The following is a 22,627-nucleotide window of genomic DNA, read 5'->3' as shown; positions in this document are numbered from 1 at the left end:
AGGGGGAAAAGCACTAAATAAGAATACGCCTCAGCGTATATACATAATATCTATATGAAATCTTATGAGGATGGAAAGTAAAAGGGAAAGAAGTTGTCTTTTCTTCCGGAAGCAGAGTTTTCAGGGTTCTCGCGACCTTGACAGCAATGAAGTCAGGATTAAGCCTCAATAATTTCGAGCAAGAGACATGCCGCAATGAGAAGGTATTTCCTATGCAACCGGCATCTGCCAGGCAATTGTAATTCGCGTCCTCCCCTTTTCCCTGGCATTGTCTGCCATCTGCCCCCGACAAGTTGTACCGGGTTCCGGAGAAATAATGCACATCCGCGGTAGGGAGTGTCTTACATCCCTCCATATCATCAGAAACGGAAGTGAACTTCGATATGAGGAACAACCCTAACAAGGTATAGAATATACATTTCGCCATAGCGAGTGCAAATATAGAAACTATTTTCGGATTACAACAGAAAAATAAAAAACAAAAAGCGGTCAACCGTTTCATCAGTCAACCGCTTTCTTGTTTTTGTAGTGGGTACGAGAATCGAACTCGTATACCATGCGTGAGAGGCATGTATCCTAACCGTTAGATGAACCCACCCTCGCATTTGTCTTGTACACCCTCAGGGATTCGAACCCTGGACCCACTGATTAAGAGTCAGTTGCTCTACCAACTGAGCTAAGAGTGCATCTGGCGGAAGCTGGGGGATTCGAACCCCCGGTACGGTTACCCGTACGTCAGTTTAGCAAACTGGTGGTTTCAGCCACTCACCCAAACTTCCTTTTTATAACCAGCATTCTTTTCAAATGCGGTGCAAATGTAGGGCAAACTTTTGGACTGTGCAAATCTTTCCTACATATTTTTTTCACCGTTTTCATGCAATTTGAGATAACACGTTAACACTCAAACCCTAAAACAAGAAAAAAAATTTGATACATATCAAACCGTCCTTTTCAACCTTTCCTTATCTTTGCGCGATTTTTAAAGTATAGTGCACATACACGGACAATGATACAACAAGAAAGCCTGAAAAAGCGGCTTGCCAAGCTGGCCGCCCCCATCTTTATAGAGACACTTCTCATCATGATGCTCGGTGCGGTGGACACCATCATGCTGAGCCGCCACTCGGACAACAGTGTTGCCGCCGTAGGGGTAGTCAACCAGATTATCATGCTCACTTTCCTCGTTTTCGAAGTCATCAATCTCGGAACGTCCGTTCTGTGTTCCCAGTATCTCGGTGCGAAACTACACAAGAAAGTAGTGCAAGTGGTCGGCGTATCCATCCTCGTCAACCTGGCGGTAGGTATCACGGTCAGCCTGGTACTGTTCTCCTGCGCCCGTCCCATCCTCCGGCTGATGGGCCTCACCGCCGAATTGATGCAGGACGGCACGGACTATATGCGTATCGTAGGCGCTTTCGCCTTCTTCCAGGCATTATCCCTCACTCTCTCCGCCTCCCTGCGCAGCGCCAACAAAGCCATCTACCCGATGATGGTCACCGTTGTGGTCAACATCCTCAACATTATCGGCAACTACTCCCTCATCTTCGGCCGCTTCGGCTTTCCGGAACTGGGCGTAGAAGGCGCCGCCATCTCTACAGCCTTCAGCCGGGGCGTCTCCATGATTATCCTGTTCCTCATACTGTTCCGCAAGCACATCCACCGTTTCCCAGTGGCATACTTCCGCCCTTTCCCATGGATAGAACTAAAGAATCTGATGAAGGTAGGCCTGCCCTCCGCCGGCGAACAATTGTCGTACAGCTCGTCGCAAGTCGTCATCACCTACTTCATCAACATGCTGGGAGTGGAAGCGCTCGCCACCCGTACCTATTGTGTCAACATCATCATGTTCGCTTATCTGTTCAGCATCTCCATGGCCCAGGGCGGCGCCATCTGTATCGGGCATCTGATAGGCGAGAAGAAACCTCACGCAGCCTTCCTTATGGGAAAATACGTCATGAAGAAATCCGTCATGATAACCGTCATGCTGTCCTGCATCCTCGCCCTTTCGGGGCATGCCATCTTTGGCTGGCTCACTTCCAATCCCGACATCATACGCATGGGGGCCACCATCCTTATTATAGATATCCTCCTCGAAATTGGACGCCCCATCAACATTTTCGCCACCAACGCCCTTCGTGCAGCAGGCGACGTCAACTATCCTTTCTATGTAGGCCTGGTAGTGCAGTGGAGCGTGGCTGTAGGAGCGGGCTACCTTTTCGGAATCCCCCTCGGATGGGGCATCTGCGGCATGTGGGTAGCCTTCCTATTGGACGAGAATATCCGTGGATTCATTTTCGTCCGCCGTTGGTATGGCATGAAATGGGTAAACAAAAGCTTCATCCGAAATTGTTTTTAATTCCAAAAGTCCTATCTTTGCTCCCCGAAAGCAGAAGCGGACCGAACTTTACCGGTCTTGCTTACCGAACAAATAAATCATGGTCTTATGGATGCATTATTGAAAGAAACCGTAGACGCCACTGTCAATTCCCGTTATCCGAGTATGGCTCCCGAAGGAAGAAAGCTGATAGAGAAAATCCTCATCCGCAAGGAAGTCGAGAAAGGCGCATTGTTACTCAATGAAGGGCAGGTAAGCCATAATATCGTACTTGTAGGAAAAGGTATGCTGCGCCAATTCTATTATAAGAATGGCAAAGACGTCACCGAGCACTTTTCCTATGAAGGCTGCATCATCATCTGCATCGAAAGTACTCTGAAGCAGGAACCCACCCATCTCATGATTGAGGCGCTTGAGCCGAGCGTCGTATATCTGTTGCCGTACAACAAGCTGTTGACGCTCACCGAAATTTCATGGGAAATAAATATGTTCTACCGAAAGATTCTGGAATATTCCCTGATTGTCTCACAAATAAAGGCTGATTCCTGGCGATTTGAGACTGCACGCGAACGCTACACCCAACTCATGGAACAACAGCCCGAGGTCATCAAGCGGGCTCCTTTGTCGCATATTGCGTCCTATCTGCTGATGACCCCCGAAACACTGAGCCGGGTACGTTCGGGCATACTGTAACCCTCCTCCTGTCTGCCCGAAGGCCACATATCTGAGTTTTATACGGAAACCCCTCTTTTCTTCCTGAAGAAAAGTTCCACCGGGACGAAATCTTTTCAGTCCCGGAAGCGTTTATATGCAATTCTAAAACTTAAAATTCAGATTATGACTTCTATATATACATTTACAAGTTCACTGATACGAAGCATAAGGCAAACCGGACGCTATAGCACCTCCGGCATATACACCAGTACACTGAACAGTTTTCTCCGCTTCACCGGCAACCGTTCCATCACCTTTGAAGAGCTTACCCCCAACCTCATCAAGCAATACGAAGACCGGTTGCTCGGCGAAGGGCGGCGCCACAGGCGGTCAAGGATAATTTTCTCCACAGTCTGAAACCAATAAAAGCTATTCATTTATGACCATAGCCGTTGATTTTGACGGTACCATTGTAGAACACCGCTACCCCCGGATAGGAGAAGAAATTCCCTTTGCCACCGCTACGCTGAAGATGCTGATAAACGAGCGTCACCGGCTGATTTTATGGTCGGTACGTGAAGGGAAGCTCCTGGAGGAAGCTGTGGAATGGTGCAGGGAACGGGGTGTGGAATTCTATGCCGTCAACCGGGACTATCCGGAAGAAGACATCGCACACACCGGTTTTTCACGCAAAGTAAAAGCCGATCTCTTTATCGATGACCGCAACCTGGGCGGACTGCCTGACTGGGGAAGCATTTACCGCATGATACATGACCGACTGACCTACGAAGAACTGTTTCGCGAAAACAGTGAACCGGTCCGGCAGAAAAAGAAAGGCTTTTGGGCACGTTTGAAAAAATAATATCCAAAGGAGATTTTTGACTTATGTCAATTCATAACCCGTAAAAACCTTCTAATTTTGTACTCGAAATAGAGAAAGATTAGTTTTTGTAAGAGTAAAGAGATTAGTTTTTAGGGTGCACTTAAAAAATAGGCAATATCCACAACGGTTATTGCCTATTTTTATATATAGCCGGAAGCCAAGTATATCAATACAAACTTCCCTGACCGACTTCCTTAAAGAGCTTCGCCAACTTCTCCACCACCGGCTTCATATAACGTTCTCCTTTCTCGGCAGAAGCTTTTTTGGGGTTCCCTACCCCGCTGTCGACTGTAGCCTTATCCCAATGGCGGGGAGCCCAGCCAACCTTTTCATTCAAGGAAGGAATGGCAAACGGGTGGGATTCTCCGTCACCGGCCTCAGCCAGATTCACCAGCTCGGGATGGTAATGCATCATGACGGAAGTCTCAGACTCGCCGGCATGGTCGTCGACAGCAGCCTCAAAGTAGTCTTTGGGAGAGACGATGCTGAACCAGTCGGCAGCGATAATCAGAAAATCGGGATATACAAACGCCAGGTCACGAATCATTCCCTTGAAGTTGTTGCCGCCATGACCGCTGAGAATAATCAGCTTGCGCATGCCTTGTGCATAGAGGGAGGCAACTATGTCTTCCAAAATGGCCTGCTGGGTGGAGTAGCGCGTATGAATGCAGAACGGAAGTTCGCGCTGCCCCGGATTGTGTGCACCGAAAGGTACGGGAGGCATCACCATGCAGCGTACACCGGAATTCTGCAAAGCCAGCGCAGCCGCGTCTACAGCAATGTCATGCGGCAAAATACAATCAGTGAGATAAGGCAGATGCAGATTATGGGGCTCCGTAGCTCCCCACGGCAAGATGACAACGTCATACTTCACTCCTTTCACCTTTCCATAGCAGGAAACAGTAAGGTCAATTTCTCTTTTTTCCATGATAGTTTATTTTGGGGGTAAATCTTTACCGCAAAAATAAACATTATTCCGTCACATTGAACCTATTGCCGGCGATATTCTTTAGGTGACATGCCAGTGTGATGCTTGAAATACTTACCAAAGAAGGACTGGTTGGCAAAATGCAGCTCGTCCGCAATTTCCTGAATGCTCATTTCGGAAGACTTCAACAAGGCTTTGGCTTCCAAAACTACAAGACTATCAATCCATTCGCCTGCCGTCTTTCCACTGATTTCTTTCACTACGGTGGAGAGGTGCTTGGCGGTGAGAAACATCTTATCGGCATAATAAGACACACTTCGCTCTTCTTTATAAGACTCTGAAACGGCACGGATAAAGCGCTCGAACAAGTCTTCCTTCCTGCTTTTGGGAATGCGTTCCTGAACGACATGTCCTTGATAAATGTTATATATCTCATAAAAAAGGGCCAACAGCAGCCCCTGAGTGATTTCCTTACGAAAAGGGTTGTCTTTCAGCTTCACCTTGCTCCAAAGAAAAGAGTGATACTCCTGAAATGATTGGGATTCCTCCGGAGTGATGTGGACAAAAGGCCGTTCCTTAATCATAAAGAACATAGGGAAAAGCTGCTGCATGGTAGGTATCACCATATCCATAAAGTCCTTTGAAACAGCAATGAAAAGTCCGGAAAAATCTTCGGAGCGTTCCCGTTGCAGAACAATCTGGTCGGGAAGAATAATGCCCAACATACCTTCCCGCATTTCACATTGCTGCAGGTTGAGTTCCAGTTTGCACCACCCTTTCAAACAGACAGTCAGGCAAGCAGCATTCAAACGGGTGGGATAAGAGCTCAAAGGCATATCCTTGATGTCATTAAAAATAGCAAAATCATTGCCGATGAAATCAATCATCGGCAAATGATGTATCTGGGAAATGTCTACATTCCGTATTCTCTTAGTATCCATGGTTTTTGTGCTTTGGCGACAAATGTAGGACTATTTTGCGGAATTTAGCTCTAAAAATTCTTAAATGGAAACTTTTAGTTCATTATCTTGAAACCGATAAAAAAGGTTCTCGGCTGCGTCGGTCCGTAGAAATAACCCGCATCGCGGAATTCCCCTTTATCCAGGTCTTTCTGGAAACTGTTAAAGATATTCTGTACACCCGTATTCAACTGAAGCTTGATATGGTCGTGAAGCACAAACGTATAGTTCAACTTCACATTCAGATCCAGAAATTGGGGAGTATGCTCCATGCGGTCTGAAGTGATATTACAGAAGGCACCCTCGGGAGCATCTTCCGGTGCGTAGTGCGGAACAATCATCTTTCCCGTATAAGTGCCGGAAAGAGAGAAATCAAAATTCTTTACCGGTGCGGAAGAGAAAGTGAAGTACCCGTAATAATCCGGTGTACGGGGCATGCGCTTAGTGGTAAGGTCTTTTCCGTCCACCTTTGTCCAAGCTTCCTCATGGGTATAGCGGCTGCGCTGTGCCGTAAATCCGAGTTGGAACTGCGCCTCCTTACCATGGGCAATCCTCGCATCCAGATTGGCACCATATACACGTGCACCGTTTCCGTTGCGGCGCTCCTTAATAACATCCCCTACTTCGTTCTTGCCGATATCTTCGAGCACAAAGACATGGCGCAGGTCTGTATAGAAACCTTCCACCAGAATGTTTGCCTGCCAGTGCCCCAAATGGGCAGTCCAGTCTACCGAACCGCTGTAACTGTTGGAACGCTCTTCACGCAGATTGTCGGACAGTTTGATTTGGACACCCTTACCGCCTACTGCCGTTACGTGCAAGTCCTCATCGTATGCCTGCGGAGCACGGAAACCGGTAGAATAAGTCAAGCGTGCCTGAAAATCATCTGTCGGCTTGTAGAGCAGGTTGACGCGAGGACTGAAAATAAGCTTGTCAATCAGGTTGTGCTTGTCCAGACGGGCGCCGACCAACATGGTCAGTACATTCATTTTCCACTCATTCTGCACGAAAGCACTGGCAATGCGGACATCCTGCTCCATGTCACGATGATAGCCGGTCATAATGTCATGCAGGGAGTTGTTCTGATATTCCAGTCCGCCGGTGAAGGTAGCGGGAGCAAAGAAACAGTTGTCCATATTGCCTACATACATGCCACCGGCAACCCAAGTCAAGTCTTTCGTCTTGCCGTAGGCATTCATGTCCTTTTGGGCACCATAGTAACTGTTGCGATCGGTGTGCTGGATGGAGGTGTAAGCTGAAATCTTATGCTTGTACTCTTTCCAGAATAAATCGTAGCTCACGCCTCCGCTATTGATGATATGCTTGGTCTGCTCGGTAATGTCCGTCTCATGCGGCTGCAAATCAAATTTATTACCTCCGCGACGAAGTTCGTTAGTAGTATGGTATTCCAGATTGATGCGGCTGAAATGCGTAGGACGGTAATAGGCACGGAAACCGAAGGTATTCATGTTCAGCTTGCCCAGCTCGGAAAAGCCATCGCCATCGCGGTCGTAGGGGTTACGGTTGCGGTAACTCTCATAAAGGGCAATGCCGTAGGAGTTATCTTTGGCAACCAGCGATACATTGCCACCCATATATTGCTCCCAGGACTTGCCGTCCATATTGGAGAACATACTCGATACCTGGAAGGAATTGTTGATGGGATCTTTGGTTATGATGTTGATGGTGCCTCCCACAGCATTAGCTCCAAACAAGGCAGAGCCTCCGCCACGCACCACTTCTACCCGTTCAATCATGTTCACGGGGATTTGCTCCAATCCGTACACACCGCTCAATGCACTGATGATGGGACGGCTGTTTATCAATATCTGCGAATACGGACCTTCCAAGCCATTGATGCGCACCTGGGGGAAACCACAGTTCTGGCAGTTGTTCTCCACACGCAAGCCCGACTGGTAGTTCAGTGTCTTGGCAAGGTCGGTGGAGTTGACCATCTCGAACAATTTGGTACTCATCACATTCACGACTACCGGAGCTGCCTTGCGGCTTACCTCGTTGCGGTTGGCAGATACCACCACTTCATCGGTCATAAAACTCTCCTCTTCCATCGGGAAATGTATGACGGCAGTAAAGTCCTTGCTCACCGTCACTTCCTTCTCTTGGGTCTTATAGCCCACGGCAGACACACGGAGCTTGTATTTTCCCGCCGGAAGCTTGCGGAACTCAAATTGTCCTTCTTCATTGGAAACCGTTCCCTGACCGCTGCCGATAATCAAAACCGTGGCATACGGTATATTTTCCTCCGTACCTTTCACTATCACATGGCCGGAAATCATATTGCCTTCCTTTATAGGATTTACGGCAAAAGCTACGCTGGCACTTACCACTGCAAGTACCAACGCCAAAATGTATTGTTTCATCAAATTAGCGCTCTAAATAAAAAAATAATTCAAGTCTGAAAAAAGATAATAATCCGACATACCGCACTTCTTTCACTGAAATACCGGACATTCGAGACTAAAACACCTGGTATCTACATGCAAAAAATCCAGGCGTTTTTAAACCTAATGACTATGAAAAAAGAGCGGGAGGAGCGCGAAGGGAAAGAGTACGTATAACTTCCCCCTTTACAGTAGGCGTTGCCGGTTTGGCTCTGAGCATGGACAGCAAAGGACGCATCGGGTGCTGAACCTCATACACATCCACCCCGGAAGAGTGGAATACCGACAGATGCCCGATAACCAGAAGGGAAGTCTGAGAGTGAGAGTGTGTGCCATGAAAAGGGTGCGAGTGCGTTATCATCACCCCATTCACATAATGGACGTGAGTGAACGCAGTGATACTTGCCTGGTACATGATAAACAGTACCAGCAAGCTCAATGCACCTATAATTTTTTTCTTCTGCTTCACGTCCAAAAACTTATACTATAGATTTTGAGCCGCAAAGATAGTGAATTATTCTTTAACTTTGCCAAACAAGAACTCATAATCACGCTTGGAAGCCGGAGCCGCCCACTCTTCGGGAATAAACTTCCACTGATTCAGCGCACGCGGTTCAATCACCTTCTTCTGCTCAATGTACTGCATCAGATAATAGCGTAAGTCCTTATCCGTAGAGTGGATGATGCGCTCCTTCAATTCATCCTGCGAGATGCCGGCCCCCTTTGTCAGCAATTCGCCGCCACCGTTTCCGCGATAAGAATTCACCGCTACCTTATACATTTTATCCATATCGAACGGAGTACCGTCTGCCATACTGAGAATGGCTACCTTCTCGCCATCCGGCTTGGTCACATCCACCGTGTAGATAATACCCGCCGCAGAATCGAAGTTGAAGCTGAAATTCTTGAATGAGGCCCTATCCGTAGCACCTTCGCGGCGCTTCTCACGGAAGAGAAGGATATGGTCGTCCGGAGACTTCATCCGATTGGTCCACAAATCATACGACATCTCCAAGGCATCGCGTATCTCCTTTCCCGTCAGACGCATGGTGTAAAGCATATTTTCATACTTATACAGATTGAACATATCGTTCACAAAAATGTCTCCTTTACGGATTTCCGTATCATAGGACAAAGGAGCCGCAAAAGAAATATCCGCTCCGCTGATTGCCAACTGCAACTCATGAATAAGGTCTATAAAAGCGGAAGAACCGAAATAGGCAGGACGTGTGGAGATGGTCTCGGTAAAAGAACCTATTTTCTTGGAAACAAAATTCTGCACAGCTGCATATTCGGGGGCAAAGCGCTGCATGAACTCTTCGCTGACACCGTAGTCTTTCGTATCGGACAGTATGCCGTCTATCTTCTTGCCAACAACCTTGCCGTCACGCAATTTCAAGGTTATATCCACATTACTTACAACGACACCGTTGCTGGCAGGGTCCATCACCAGTACCGAGTCACCAACTATGTTGCACACCCTCTTGCATTCGCGAGCATGGTCATGGCCCATCAGGACAATATCGAATCCCGGCACATTGCATGCCACTTCCACCGAAGCGTTTTCGCGATACTTGCCTCCCATCAGCTGGGCATCCTGACCGGCATGGAACATACCGATAACCAAATCCGGCTTTTCCTGCTCACGGATAATCTTCATCCATTTGCGGGCAGTCTCCTCCATATCGTCGAAACGCAACCCTTTCCACAGATTCTCTGAAAGCCATACGGGAATGGCAGGAGTTATCATACCGAGAACCACAATTTTCACTCCGTCACGTTCCAGCACCTCATAGGGTTTGAAATGGGTTTCTCCGGTAGCAATATCCACAATATTGGCACCCAATATCGGAAAACGGCAATCACCTGCCCAACGGTCGAAAACGGCACGACCGGTCTCTACATCATGGTTACCCATATTACCGGCATCATACCCCATGAAATTCATCATCTCTGCAGTCAGATGGGGAGCAACAGTATCTATGTAATTATAGTAGTAGGCAGTGGGCTGTCCCTGCAGAATGTCGCCATTGTCCAAGAGAATCAGGTTTTCGCCATAAGTCTCACGCTCTTTTTGCACCAAAGCATGCACGCGTGCCAGACTGCCGGTTGCCTCCCGGTGGCGTATAAAGTCGTAGGGATAGTAGTTTCCGTGTATATCACTGGTCTGTACGACTTTCAGTTTCACCTCTCTTTCCTGCGCAGGCAGTATGCTTGTCAGGACAAAAATCCAGATAAAAAAACAACTAAATCTTTTCATTATATTTCCTTATTTCTTGTCAGTCCTTATAAATTCATGGGATGGGTAAATACAAACCGCGCTCCATCCGTATAGGCAGGATCTATCCAAATTTCACCGCCCCACTTCTCAACGGTCAGCTTACAGATGGACAAGCCCAAGCCGGTTCCCTGCACATATTCGTTCAGCTTCTCGAAACGTTCGAACACCCGTTTCTGTTTGTCCAAAGGAATGCCGCAACCGGTGTCAGTCACCGAAAATACTGCTACATTCCCTGCTGTATCCAGTTCCAGCTTCAAGGTTATCGTACCTTCCTTTGTAAACTTGTCCGCATTGGAAAGCAGATTTATCACAACCTGCTGTAAACGCTGCACGTCCGTCCGCATCTCCACCACCTCACGTTCACACTCAAATAGGAATTGATTGGTCGACCTACGTGCCTGGGCCACGGAAGCTACTACCTGCTGGCATATCTGCACTACATTGCAGCTCTCCAAAGAAAGGATGACGCGGTCGGCCTCCAAACGGGACACATCCAATATGTCATTAATCAGCCGAAGCAGCAAATCAGAGTTGGTCCTGATAATTTCAAAATAGCCACGCTGTTCTTCTTCCGAGGCTCCTCCGGCAGACAGCACGTCCGAGAAGCCCACAATCGCATTCAATGGCGTACGGATTTCGTGGCTCATATTGGCAAGGAAAGCACTCTTCAGGCGGCTGGATTCTTCAGCACGGTCCTTTGCCTCTCGCAAAGCACCTTCGGATACCTCCAGTTCATCCTTCAACTTCTTTGTATGATAATAAAAATAAAGGGAAACGAACAAACCGCCCAACAGCACCAATAGCACAGCACAGACAGACCAGATATGATACTTGTACTGTTCATAGAAAGAAGGGGTTACATTCAGCATCTTTACCGGTTCCGGAAGGTTGGCAATATTCAGTTCCTTTTCCTTCACGAGCTTGCCGTCCAGTATGGTCTCATTCGGAATGACTTCCATATGAGTATTCCCATCCTGTGGGTCAGTCAGCAGACGATAAGATTGCCTTGCCATCTCCTTGCCCAAAGCACGGTAGGCAGGAACGATGCCTGCCACAGCCCAGTATCCCAAACCTGCAGAACTCAAAGAGAATGTGGGCAAGGCTGGAGCAGCTTCCATCATGGCATAAGTAGCATTACGCATAAAATAGCCATCATTCATATCCACGCGCCACGTCCCCATTAATACTGCCGTATGTTCCGGCAGTTCATGCAACCTATCACAAATAGTATATATTGTATTGACACGTCCGTCAAGCAGTATCAGATCCAATTCGGGAAATTTCTTCATTTCCTTCACTACATAGGCTTGCATAGCAACACCACCATAACTGTTGTCTGATATAAAAGCGATATTCTCGGTGTCAGGATACATCTGCTTTACCATGTTGATATTCGCCTCCACATCATACTCATAAACGAAACCGGCCTTGATAGGCGAATCCGGAAAATCCGTGAAAAAATCTACGGATTCAGGCATCCAAGTTTTCAAATCGATGGTATCTCCCGGCAACAATATGGCGTTCCGGCTGGATAGCGCACTCACTACCGGAGTATTGCCGCGTACAGAGTCTTCCAAAGAAAGGTAGGCAGCCCAAGCTTCCTGCCCAATAAGAACAATCAATGCCGGACTTTTATCATTCTGGTATTTGGATAATAGCCCTGCCATTCTCTTTTCCCAAAAAGGAGCTTCGGAAAAACTTTTGCAATTCATGTTTTCCAATGCAACGGTATTTGTCCCTCCTAAACGTTGGAATTCCTCCATAAAGTCAGAGATATTGCTGGAAGTCCGACCGGCATCCGGATTATAGGAGCTGATAATCAATACCGGATGCTCTCCCGTAATTGAGAAAACAGGCAAAAGGCAGCAGAAAAGCGCTACCACGCATGGTAATATTGTACGATATATGTGTTTCAATTGATTGATTCGTTTAATTGCTCCATAGCTTTGACAAATATAGATAAAAGTTGGAATCTAAAGGAAAAACAACAATTGTTTTTTGTACTTTTGATCCCTATTTATAAAATGAGATACAAAATGATACAAGATTTTCATCGAATGATATCTGCCGTTCTCGGCATATCAGAAAAACAAATAAGACAGACCCTCGGCTTGCTGGAAAACGGAGCGACAATCCCTTTCATCAGCCGCTACCGAAAGGAAGTGACGGGAGGACTGGACGAAGTGCAGATTGAATCCATAAAGACCCACTACGAAAAGCTGAGCGAAACCGCCAAACGTAAAGAAACCATCCTCAGCACCATTCAAGAACAAGGCAAACTGACTGCCGAACTTCAGAAGCGTATCGAGGAGACCTGGGAGAACACCCTACTGGAGGACATCTACCTTCCCTACAAACCCAAACGGAAAACACGTGCCGAAGCAGCCCGCCAAAAAGGACTGGAACCCCTCGCCACCCTGCTGATGCTGCAACGTGAGCCCCATCCGGAGGAACGCGCCGCCGGTTATGTGAAAGGAGACGTGAAGAACGTGGAAGATGCACTGAAAGGTGCCCGTGACATCATAGCCGAGCATGTAAGTGAAGATGAACGGGCTAGAAACAGCGTCCGGAGTTCCTTTGTCCGCCAAGGCACACTGACCGCCAAGGTGGTGAAAGGCAAAGAAGAAGAAGCGGCCAAATATCGCGACTATTTCGACTACTCCGAATCCTTGCGGCGATGCAGTTCCCACCGTCTGCTCGCCATCCGGCGCGCTGAAGCGGAAGGTTTGCTGAAAGTCAGCATCAGCCCCAATGACGAAGAGTGTGCAGAGCGCCTAGAACGGCAGTTCGTACGGAGCAACAACGCCTGTGGACAGCAAGTAGCAGAAGCTGTACAAGATGCTTACAAACGCCTGTTAAAACCGTCCATAGAAACGGAATTCGCGACCCAAAGCAAGGAGCGCGCCGACGAGGAAGCCATCAAAGTGTTTGCGGAAAATCTTCGTCAATTGCTACTGGCCTCACCATTGGGGCAAAAGCGTGTGATGGGTATAGACCCTGGATTTCGTACTGGTTGTAAAGTTGTGTGCCTCGATGCACAAGGAAATCTACTCCATAATGAGAACATCTACCCCCACCCTCCAGTCAGCAAGCAGAAGGAGGCATTCGCCAAACTGCAAATGATGATGGAATCCTATAAAATAGATGCCGTAGCCATAGGTAACGGAACTGCCAGCCGCGAGACGGAAGAGTTCTTGAAGCATCAGCGCTTCAACCGCGATGTGCAGATATTTATCGTCAGCGAGCAGGGAGCTTCCATCTATTCGGCCTCTAAAATTGCACGGGACGAGTTTCCCGACTACGACGTCACCGTGCGTGGTGCCGTGTCCATAGGCAGACGACTGATGGACCCACTGGCAGAGTTGGTAAAGATTGACCCGAAATCTATTGGTGTGGGGCAATACCAGCATGACGTGGACCAGACAAAACTGAAAAAGTCGCTGGACCAAACTGTAGAGAACTGCGTAAACCTGGTAGGTGTCAACCTAAACACCGCAAGCAGCCACCTGCTGACCTATATCTCGGGATTGGGTCCTCAACTGGCACAGAACATTGTGAACTATCGCGCCGAAAACGGTGCCTTCACCTCCCGTAAAGAATTGATGAAAGTGCCGCGCATGGGCGCCAAGGCATTTGAGCAATGTGCCGGCTTCCTACGCATTCCGCAGGCAAAGAACCCGCTGGACAACACTGCCGTGCACCCGGAAAGCTATTGCATCGTAGAACAGATGGCAAAGGACTTGGATTGCAGCGTAGCCGAACTGATAGCCAGCCGGGAGCTGCGTCTGAAGATTAATCCGGAACGCTACCTCTCCCCCACCGTGGGCATGCCGACACTGAAAGACATCCTGCAAGAGCTGGACAAGCCCGGACGTGACCCGCGCGGACCGATAAAGATATTTGAATTTGATAAGAACGTGCGCACCATCAACGACCTGCGCGAAGGCATGGAACTGCCCGGCATCGTAGGAAACATCACCAACTTCGGCGCATTTGTCGATATAGGCATCAAGGAAAACGGACTGGTACACCTCTCCCAACTCGCCGACAGATTCATATCAGACCCTAATGAAGTAGTGTCCATTCACCAGCATATACGCGTAAAGGTACTCAGCATAGATATGGACCGGAAACGCATACAGCTGACAATGAAAGGAGTGGAACAGAATTAGGGATTAAGGATTAGGGATTAATGGTTAATGGTTTCCGTATTAATCCTTAATCTCTAATCCCTTATAATAGTGTCTTAAGATAATTACTGTACCAAGCACTAAAAGTAGTGAACACAGAATGGAGCCTTCGAACCCGAAGGTTCCTCCATTTATCAAATTTTCTTCCGGAAAGTGAAGAATCAGCAGATTCTCATTGCTGAATTCATTTCCACTGACTTTATATCCCAAAACGGAACCTTGAATCCAGTTCCAGAACCAATGCAAGGCAATGGGGAAACAGAGGTTACGCGTATATATATAGGAAGCCCCCAAGAAACAACCTGCCAGCATGATATTCAGAAACGGGACAAAGGCAAAGTTAGGATTGAAAAGGTGCATCAACGAAAATAACACCGCAGAGATAAACAATGCCACAAACTTATTGATGCCTCCATCCAGCATACGCCCTAAAATAAAACCGCGTCCGATAACTTCTTCCGTAAGCGCCACAAAAAAATAAAGCAAAAGACTGACCAGCAGAGATATGGGAGAAAACAAGAACCCTACCACCTCCACTGCCCCTAACAGCAAAGACAAGCCAAAACCGACTACATACAAGAACACGACAAACAAAGCTCCTCTCAGCAGGCTCCTGCCCCATCCCTTCAAAGACAAGCCCAAACCCGAAAAAGGAAGCTTCCTAAAGCCCAACACCATACAAGCGGCAATCAGCCCACTGACCAGCATCAAGACTTCATTCAGCATCTGAAAGTAAATGTTTGTTTCACCAACTTCCGTCTTCAACTCCGGAAAAACTAATGCAAAAGGTATGGCAAACAAAAACAGAAAAATCATTGAAAGTACAGCAAACAGTACTATATCAACGAATGCCAACCAAATACTTTTTGCTTTACTTGCTGTAACAAGCCCTTCCTTTACCGTCTCTTCTGTCTCCATTTGTATCTCAATATTGATTAATATCCGACAAAAATAATAATAAAAAGAAAAAACCTCATGTATTCCTGCCGTTTTCTTCCTATATTTGAAAAATCAATCTAGAATCAATAAACATGAAACTAAGAAAAATACTTTTAGCCATTGCCGGACTGGCGTTAATGCTGAATGCCTCGGCACAAAAATCCAAAAGATACTACGTAGCCAAACCCGGTACCTTGGTGGAGCTGATGACTGAAGCGGAAGCTAATGAAATTACCCAACTAACCCTGCAGGGCAAACTGAATGCCATAGACTTCAGGCATCTAAGAGATGAATTCAAGAATCTGCAGCAGTTGGACATCTCGAACGCATCTATCAGCACGTATGCAGGCAAGAACGGAACTTATCCAAACCGTTTTTACGTATATCCTGCCAATTGCATTCCGGCATATGCCTTCTGCAAGCAAATGGACGACAGTACCTTCATTGGCAAGGAGACACTGACTAGGGTTATCCTTTCCGACAAGACCAAGAACATCGAAGATGCTGCCTTTAAGGGATGCAAAAATCTCAAGATATGCCAGATACGGAAGAAAACGGCTCCCAATCTGTTGTCCGAAGCATTGGCTGATAGCGTTACAGCCATATTTGTTCCATTGGGATGCAGTGACTCCTACCGTACCAAAAAGAAATGGGAGACCTTTGCATTCATTGAAGGAGAACCACTGACAGTAAATGTGCAGATTGGTAAAATGGGCAGCCTTGCCAGCGAACTGCTAAGAGCCGGATTTCAGCCCAAAGACGTTAACTTTCTGACCGTTGAAGGTAAAATGGACGAAGCCGACTTCACATTGATACGCGACTATATGCCCAATCTGGTTTCCATCGACATGACCAACAGTAATGCCACTGCAATTCCCGACTATACTTTCACCCAAAAGAAGTATCTGCTGAACGTACGGCTCCCGCAAGAGCTTAGAAGCATCGGACAGCGTGCATTCAGTGGCTGCGGTCGTTTGTGCGGCACGCTGGTGCTTCCTGCTAGTGTAACCGCCATTGAGTACGGAGCATTTATGGGATGCGACAACCTGCGCTATGTGCTTGCCACGGGGAATAAGATTACCACGCTGGGCGACAACCTTTTCGGCGAAAGCCAAGGCAAAATTATATATAAGGAGAAACAATAACCCAGACTATTCCCCGCCTTAATAAGAACAAAGAGACTCTTTTAATAGCAAAAGAAGGTGTGTCAGAATGATAGCTAAAAATCATTCTGACACACCTTCTTCTTTTTTTCAATATCGCACAAGCCTTTATTAAACAAAAAAGATATGAAAGAAGAATCGTTCCATCATGGCAGAAATATTGTTCCACCGTGGTGAAAAAATCGTTCCACCATGGTGGAACGATTTTTTCCTCATGATGGAACGATTTAAAATATGCTTATTTAGTCCTTAGCTTCCGTTATCACTTTGTTGCGTACATACGTGCACGCAACTCCTTGATGTGGTCTGAAGTGATGTATTCGTCATACTCCATCATCTTGTCGATAATACCGTTCGGAGTCAATTCGATAATACGGTTGGCAACCGTCTGAATGAACTCGTGGTCGTGGGATGAGAAAAGGATATTGCCCTTATAGGTCTTTAGATTATTGTTGAATGCCTGGATAGACTCCAAGTCGAGGTGATTGGTAGGTGTATCCAGAATCAAGCAATTGGCATTGCGCAGCTGCATACGTGCAATCATGCAACGCATCTTCTCACCTCCCGACAATACGCTTGCTTTCTTCAGCACCTCCTCACCGGAGAACAGCATACGTCCCAGAAAACTCTTCATGTAGACTTCATTGCCTTCGCCGAACTGGCTCAACCAGTCCACCAGATTCAGGTCTGTATTAAAGAATGCAGTATTGTCCAGCGGCAGGTAAGCGGTGGTGATAGTCACACCCCAGTTGAAGGTACCCGCATCCGGTTTCATATTCTCGTTGATAATCTCGAACAGGGCGGTCATGGCACGCGGGTCGTGCGAAAGGAATACAATCTTGTCTCCCTTCTCTACATTGAAGTTGACGTCGCGGAACAGCACCGTACCATCTTCCAGCGTTTTCGTCAAACCGGAAACTTCCAGAATCTGATTACCCGGTTCGCGTTCGGGCGTAAAGATAATGCCCGGATACTTACGTGATGACGGCTTGATTTCTTCTACATTCAGTTTCTCCAACATCTTCTTGCGGCTGGTAGTCTGCTTGCTCTTTGCCACATTGGCACTGAATCGGCGGATAAACTCTTCCAGCTCTTTCTTCTTCTCCTCGGCCTTTGCCTTCTGGTTCTGCTGCTGACGGAGCGCCAGCTGGCTGGACTCGTACCAGAAGCTATAGTTACCGGCAAAGAGGTTAATCTTTCCGTAGTCGATGTCCACCGTATGCGTACAAACGGAGTCGAGGAAGTGACGGTCGTGGCTTACCACCAGCACCGTATGCTCAAAGTTGGAGAGGTACTCTTCCAGCCAAGTCACGGTCTCCATATCCAAGTCATTGGTAGGCTCGTCCAGCAGCAAGTTATCAGGATTTCCATAGAGAGCTTGCGCCAGCATGACACGCACCTTTTCCTTGTTGTTCAACTCACCCATCAACAGATAATGCTTGTCTTCCTTGATACCCAAACCACTCAACAAGGCGGCAGCATCGCTTTCGGCATTCCAGCCGTCCAGCTCGGCAAATTTCTCTTCCAATTCGGAAACCTTCAGTCCATCCTCGTCTGTGAAATCCTCTTTGGCATACAGCACTTCACGCTGCTTCATGATGTCCCACAACACCGTGTGTCCCATCATCACCGTGTCCATCACCGTAAAAGCATCCCACTTAAAGTGGTCCTGACTCAAAACGGAAAGACGCTCTCCCGGAGCCAGCATGATGGAACCCGTCGTAGGGTCCAGCTCCCCGGAAATCGTTTTCAGGAAAGTAGATTTTCCGGCACCGTTGGCACCGATGATACCGTAACAGTTACCACTTGTAAACTTCAGGTTTACGTCATTGAACAACACTCTTTTACCAAACTGTACTGAGACATTAGAGACTGTAATCATCTTTATATTTACGATTTATTTATTTACAATTTACTATTTAATACCTATTAGTCTGCGAATTGCGAGTGCAAAGATAGTTATTTTTCCATGAATAGACACAGAGAAGCGCTGTCAATCTGACATAAAAGTATTACCTTTGCAGCGTTTTCGGCAAAAACATCCGTTTTGGCAAAGTTTTTGCTGGAGCACTGATATCGTATTAACTTAAACCCTTAACAGCAATGAAAGCAAAATCATTTTACAAGAATAATAAGCATAACAATATGAATCCGAAAGAAAAAGAAAACAACCAGGAAGAGGAGCTGAAAACTCAAGCTACTCCTAACGAATGTGACGAAGAAACCGTAGGACAAGAAGCTTCACAAGAAAACGAAGCTCCCCTGACAGAAGAAGAAAAGCTCGCCCAGGAACTGGAAAAGGCCAATGAACAGATTGAAGAGCAGAAAGACAAATATCTGCGCTTGTCTGCCGAGTTTGACAATTACCGCAAACGTACCATGAAGGAGAAGGCAGAACTCATCCTGAACGGTGGTGAAAAGAGTATCAGCAGTATCCTACCCATTGTGGATGACTTTGAACGCGCCCTCAAAAACATGGAGACAGCTACCGATGTAGCTGCCGTAAAAGAAGGCGTTGAACTTATCTACAACAAATTCATGTCTGTATTGGGACAAAACGGCGTTAAGGTGATAGAGACAAAGGAACAACCGCTCGACACAGACTATCACGAAGCCATCGCCGTGATTCCGGCACCCAATGAAGCACTGAAAGGCAAAATTCTGGACTGCGTACAAACCGGTTACATCCTAAACGACAAAGTGATCCGTCATGCCAAAGTGGTAGTCGGAGAATAACATAAAACTGTATGGAAAAAAGAGATTACTACGAAGTATTGGAAGTCGAAAAGACAGCAACGGTAGAAGAAATAAAGAAAGCCTATCGCAAAAAAGCCATCCAATATCATCCGGACAAGAATCCGGGCGACAAAACAGCCGAAGAGAAATTCAAGGAAGCGGCAGAGGCATACGACGTACTAAGCAATCCGGACAAACGTGCCCGCTACGATCAGTTTGGTCATGCCGGACTGGGTGGTGCTGCCGGTAATGGTGGTCCGTTCGGCGGCTTCAGTGGAGGCATGTCCATGGACGACATCTTCTCCATGTTCGGTGATATCTTTGGTGGACACAGTGGAGGAGGTTTTGGCGGTTTTGGAGGTTTCGGCGGAAGTGGCGGCACACAACAACGCCGTTACCGTGGTTCGGACTTGCGCGTCAAGGTAAAACTGAACCTCAAGGAGATCTCTACCGGTGTGGAAAAGAAATTCAAGCTGAAGAAATACGTGCCTTGTACCCACTGTCATGGCACGGGAGCCGAAGGCGACGGCGGCGCCGAAACCTGCCCGACCTGTAACGGTAGCGGCACGGTAATCCGTAACCAGCAAACCATACTCGGCACCATGCAAACAAGAACCACTTGCCCAACTTGTGGCGGTGAAGGCAAAATCATCAAAAACAAGTGTAAGGAATGTGCCGGTGAAGGTATTGTATATGGTGAAGAAGTAGTAACCGTAAAAATCCCGAAAGGTGTCGCAGAAGGTATGCAGCTCTCTATGGGAGGAAAAGGAAATGCAGGCAAGCACAACGGTATGCCGGGAGACCTGCTGATTCTTGTAGAAGAAGAACAAGACCCGAACCTGATACGCGACGAAAATGACTTGATTTACAACCTGCTCCTCAGCTTCCCGACAGCAGCCTTGGGTGGTGCGGTAGAAATTCCCACGATTGATGGAAAGGTGAAAGTAAAAATTGACTCAGGTACGCAACCGGGAAAAGTACTCCGCCTGCGCGGCAAAGGTTTGCCCAACGTGAATGGATACGGCACGGGAGATTTGCTGGTAAATGTCAGCGTATATGTACCCGAAACGCTGAGTAAGGATGAGAAGAAAGCATTGGAGGAAATGGAAGAATCTGATAACTTCAAGCCAAACACTTCGATTAAGGAGAAAATATTCAAGAAGTTCAAGAGCCTGTTTGACTAATAACATGGTACATAAAGAAGCCTCCCGATATACAATAAAATATCGGGAGGCTTCTTTGTTTTATCAAAAAAATATTAAAGTTCCAACATCCGCTTCATAAAAGCCTTTATTCCCTCCACATCAGAAGTCTGAGGAGCCCATGAAGCCAAATCCTCTGAGGGTAGAGGCTGATATGAGCCTTTTTTAATTTCAAAAATAACGGTGCCTGACTCCAAGGCAATAATACTATGCCACGTATTAGAAGGAATCTCCAGACCATATTTACCTTCCGAAGGATTGAGGCATACCTTATCTGTTACATTACCGGCATCATCATAAAAAAATACCAGCAGACTTCCACGCAAAACCAGATAAGTTTCTTCCTTATCTGTATGACGGTGAGGAGGAAGATAAGTTCCTGGTTCCAAAGCATTCAGCAACCGATGAATAGGGGCATCCATAGACGCATGAAAATTATAATTCATACGTAAACGGGAATTCTCCTTGGCTTGTGAAGTAACGGTATCCAGCAGCTCTTCTGTTATCAGCTTCATCATAACCTCAGCAATTGAGCAAACTTGGCAGGAAGTTCTGCTTTACCCGCTTCAATAGACAAACTTTTTCCTTCTTTATCTAGTAATATAGCAGCCTTCTGCGAGGAAGCCAATGAGGCAACTTCCGCCACATTACCAGCAACAAACAAGCATCCGGAGAAAAGAGGGGTAATCACCTTCCGGGTATGCCCTTTCCATTTTACAAACACAGCCTGCATCGGGCAATATGTAGTATATCCCGCAGCATTCAAACGCTGCATCAACTTATGTTCAGACTTGGGTGCTGTGTACAATGCATGCCAGCACATCATATCATTATCCGTCATCATATTGTTTGCTTTTTCCATCCCTTTAATAAATCTTTTACAAATAATATCCATCCCACACTGCCGACACCTGCCAAGAACATGAAGCCGATCAAAATCATCAATTTATTGGGCTTTGCAGGCTTCAAAGGTACCGTAGCCGGCTGGACAACCGTATATACCGGGGTAATCTCCTGCACCTTAGCTCTTGCCATCTGCAATTGTTGAGACACTTGTGTATATACTTGATAGGCTAAATTCATTTCATTCTGTAAACGCTCTTGCTCTGCGCGATAACTCAGTAATATTATATTCTGGTTTGCATCTACAAAATTTGCGTATTTCTTCTGGGCATCCTCATAACTGGCCTTTGCTTCTCCATAAAGTTTTTCGGTAAATGCCAAATCATGACGAGCCTTATTAGTCCGATAATCTGTGATGTAGTTCTGCAGGCAATGCATCACGGTATCCGTCAGCGAAGCAGATATCAAAGGATCCTGCATAGTAACAGACAAGGTTGTCACACCTGTCTTTTTGTCTACGGAAACAGAGATACGTTTACTTAAAGCATCTGCAATGGCAGACTCATCTCTAGTAAGACGAAAAGGATCCAGCTTTGCGTCCCCCTCTTCCGGTTCATCCTTAAACAAAGACAATGTCCATCCTAACACCTTAAAAGGAGCGGAGAAAATTGCACTCCACCAAGGAGAACGCTGTTCTTCTTTCAAATAAGCATATAAAGTCGTGTCTACTTTTGCTTTCTGATCCTTGACTTTAACATCGAACAGTTCAATCAGAAAAGGAGTAGAACTTACAATATCAGGATAAAGTTCGGGTGACAAAGCATCCTCACCAGAAGAAGTGCCCAAATTGATACCCGCCATGGCTGCAAGGGCTCCCATACTTCCACCACCAGATTTACCACCACTCTCCGGAGCCAATGTCACACTTGTAGAGTACTCCTTAGGAATACTAAATGCAACAACCAGTCCTACAAGAGCAGCGATACCACACGCCTTAAAAACCAATTTGCGACTAGCCCATACTTTCTGGGCCAGTTCTATCAAATCTATTTCTTGTTCCTCAGGTTGTGGAGAGGTTATGTTTTGTATTCTTTCTTCGCTCATAATTCAAA

At 46.8% G+C, this 22,627-nt stretch carries 20 protein-coding genes and 3 tRNA genes; 8 read left to right on the top strand and 15 right to left on the bottom strand.

Annotation, left to right across the window (positions count from 1 at the left end):
- Positions 1-13: 13 nt before the first annotated feature.
- The 4 genes from DWY57_RS10055 to DWY57_RS10040 form a co-directional block, all read right to left on the bottom strand.
- On the bottom strand, positions 14-427 hold the full coding sequence (locus DWY57_RS10055; protein ID WP_117601483.1) for a hypothetical protein: 414 nt from the start codon (positions 425-427) through the stop codon (positions 14-16).
- A 99-nt stretch (positions 428-526) separates the two neighbouring features.
- Positions 527-598, bottom strand: a tRNA-Glu gene (locus DWY57_RS10050).
- Positions 599-613: 15 nt separating this feature from the next.
- Positions 614-686 (bottom strand) — tRNA-Lys (locus DWY57_RS10045).
- Positions 687-689: 3 nt separating this feature from the next.
- A tRNA-Ser gene (locus DWY57_RS10040) sits at positions 690-779 on the bottom strand.
- A 227-nt stretch (positions 780-1,006) separates the two neighbouring features.
- On the opposite strand from DWY57_RS10040, the gene DWY57_RS10035 reads away from it, so the two are divergent.
- The 4 genes from DWY57_RS10035 to DWY57_RS10020 all read left to right on the top strand — a co-directional run bounded on the left by DWY57_RS10035 (position 1,007) and on the right by DWY57_RS10020 (position 3,851).
- Complete coding sequence (locus DWY57_RS10035; protein ID WP_117601482.1) at positions 1,007-2,356, top strand: MATE family efflux transporter; 1,350 nt, start codon at positions 1,007-1,009, stop codon at positions 2,354-2,356.
- A gap of 87 nt (positions 2,357-2,443) precedes the next feature.
- Complete coding sequence (locus tag DWY57_RS10030) at positions 2,444-3,028, top strand: cyclic nucleotide-binding domain-containing protein (RefSeq protein ID WP_117966598.1); 585 nt, start codon at positions 2,444-2,446, stop codon at positions 3,026-3,028.
- Positions 3,029-3,172: 144 nt separating this feature from the next.
- On the top strand, positions 3,173-3,406 hold the full coding sequence (locus DWY57_RS10025; RefSeq protein WP_117601480.1) for a phage integrase SAM-like domain-containing protein: 234 nt from the start codon (positions 3,173-3,175) through the stop codon (positions 3,404-3,406).
- A gap of 22 nt (positions 3,407-3,428) precedes the next feature.
- On the top strand, positions 3,429-3,851 hold the full coding sequence (locus DWY57_RS10020) for a hypothetical protein (RefSeq protein ID WP_117601479.1): 423 nt from the start codon (positions 3,429-3,431) through the stop codon (positions 3,849-3,851).
- A 187-nt stretch (positions 3,852-4,038) separates the two neighbouring features.
- On the opposite strand, the gene DWY57_RS10015 is transcribed toward DWY57_RS10020, so the two are convergent.
- The 6 genes from DWY57_RS10015 to DWY57_RS09990 form a co-directional block, all read right to left on the bottom strand.
- Positions 4,039-4,800 (bottom strand): creatininase family protein, encoded by a 762-nt coding sequence (locus DWY57_RS10015; protein ID WP_117966601.1) that lies wholly within the window; start codon positions 4,798-4,800, stop codon positions 4,039-4,041.
- A gap of 62 nt (positions 4,801-4,862) precedes the next feature.
- Positions 4,863-5,741: a helix-turn-helix domain-containing protein gene (locus DWY57_RS10010; protein WP_005827957.1), complete on the bottom strand. Its 879-nt coding sequence runs from the start codon at positions 5,739-5,741 to the stop codon at positions 4,863-4,865.
- 74 nt (positions 5,742-5,815) lie between these two features.
- Positions 5,816-8,140, bottom strand: a complete 2,325-nt coding sequence (locus DWY57_RS10005) for a TonB-dependent receptor (protein WP_057258986.1) — start codon at positions 8,138-8,140, stop codon at positions 5,816-5,818.
- A gap of 151 nt (positions 8,141-8,291) precedes the next feature.
- Positions 8,292-8,630 (bottom strand): hypothetical protein, encoded by a 339-nt coding sequence (locus DWY57_RS10000; RefSeq protein WP_034525598.1) that lies wholly within the window; start codon positions 8,628-8,630, stop codon positions 8,292-8,294.
- Between the two features lie 45 nt (positions 8,631-8,675).
- A complete protein-coding gene (locus tag DWY57_RS09995; protein ID WP_119961681.1) occupies positions 8,676-10,421 on the bottom strand; it encodes a bifunctional metallophosphatase/5'-nucleotidase in 1,746 nt (581 codons plus the stop codon).
- A 26-nt stretch (positions 10,422-10,447) separates the two neighbouring features.
- Complete coding sequence (locus DWY57_RS09990; RefSeq protein ID WP_117601476.1) at positions 10,448-12,358, bottom strand: HAMP domain-containing sensor histidine kinase; 1,911 nt, start codon at positions 12,356-12,358, stop codon at positions 10,448-10,450.
- Between the two features lie 120 nt (positions 12,359-12,478).
- Between DWY57_RS09990 and DWY57_RS09985 the strand changes: the two genes are divergently transcribed.
- Entirely contained in the window at positions 12,479-14,614 is a 2,136-nt protein-coding gene (locus DWY57_RS09985; protein WP_119961698.1) for a Tex family protein, read from the top strand.
- 39 nt (positions 14,615-14,653) lie between these two features.
- Here the strand turns inward: DWY57_RS09985 and DWY57_RS09980 are convergent, their stop codons facing one another.
- The gene (locus DWY57_RS09980; RefSeq protein WP_119961680.1) at positions 14,654-15,550 is read right to left on the bottom strand and encodes a type II CAAX endopeptidase family protein; all 897 of its coding nucleotides are present in this window, start codon (positions 15,548-15,550) and stop codon (positions 14,654-14,656) included.
- Between the two features lie 113 nt (positions 15,551-15,663).
- Here DWY57_RS09980 and DWY57_RS09975 point away from each other — a divergent pair, with 113 nt between their 5' ends.
- On the top strand, positions 15,664-16,716 hold the full coding sequence (locus tag DWY57_RS09975) for a leucine-rich repeat domain-containing protein (protein WP_117601473.1): 1,053 nt from the start codon (positions 15,664-15,666) through the stop codon (positions 16,714-16,716).
- Between the two features lie 280 nt (positions 16,717-16,996).
- Here DWY57_RS09975 and DWY57_RS09970 read toward each other — a convergent pair whose 3' ends face one another.
- On the bottom strand, positions 16,997-18,616 hold the full coding sequence (locus DWY57_RS09970; protein WP_005827934.1) for an ATP-binding cassette domain-containing protein: 1,620 nt from the start codon (positions 18,614-18,616) through the stop codon (positions 16,997-16,999).
- A gap of 221 nt (positions 18,617-18,837) precedes the next feature.
- On the opposite strand from DWY57_RS09970, the gene DWY57_RS09965 reads away from it, so the two are divergent.
- Both DWY57_RS09965 and dnaJ read left to right on the top strand, forming a co-directional pair.
- Positions 18,838-19,470 carry a nucleotide exchange factor GrpE gene (locus DWY57_RS09965; protein WP_119961679.1) on the top strand — a complete coding sequence of 211 codons (633 nt, stop codon included), beginning with the start codon at positions 18,838-18,840 and terminating at the stop codon, positions 19,468-19,470.
- A gap of 11 nt (positions 19,471-19,481) precedes the next feature.
- Positions 19,482-20,654, top strand: coding sequence for a molecular chaperone DnaJ (dnaJ, locus tag DWY57_RS09960; protein WP_119961678.1), 1,173 nt, complete (start codon positions 19,482-19,484; stop codon positions 20,652-20,654).
- A 74-nt stretch (positions 20,655-20,728) separates the two neighbouring features.
- On the opposite strand, the gene DWY57_RS09955 is transcribed toward dnaJ, so the two are convergent.
- From DWY57_RS09955 to DWY57_RS09945, 3 genes are read right to left on the bottom strand one after another with little or no spacing between them, the layout of a single operon-like run.
- Positions 20,729-21,190 (bottom strand): WbuC family cupin fold metalloprotein, encoded by a 462-nt coding sequence (locus DWY57_RS09955; RefSeq protein WP_119961677.1) that lies wholly within the window; start codon positions 21,188-21,190, stop codon positions 20,729-20,731.
- Positions 21,187-21,534, bottom strand: coding sequence for a UpxY family transcription antiterminator (locus DWY57_RS09950; RefSeq protein ID WP_005836079.1), 348 nt, complete (start codon positions 21,532-21,534; stop codon positions 21,187-21,189). Before DWY57_RS09950 ends, DWY57_RS09955 begins: the two co-directional genes overlap by 4 nt.
- On the bottom strand, positions 21,513-22,619 hold the full coding sequence (locus DWY57_RS09945) for a Wzz/FepE/Etk N-terminal domain-containing protein (protein WP_005836078.1): 1,107 nt from the start codon (positions 22,617-22,619) through the stop codon (positions 21,513-21,515). The genes DWY57_RS09950 and DWY57_RS09945 overlap by 22 nt, the downstream gene beginning before the upstream one ends.
- Between the last annotated feature and the right edge of the window lie 8 nt (positions 22,620-22,627).

The sequence above is a fragment of the Bacteroides sp. AF25-5LB genome, assembly GCF_003602965.1.
Lineage (GTDB): Bacteria > Bacteroidota > Bacteroidia > Bacteroidales > Bacteroidaceae > Bacteroides > Bacteroides uniformis.
This window is presented reverse-complemented; position numbering and strand designations above follow the sequence as displayed.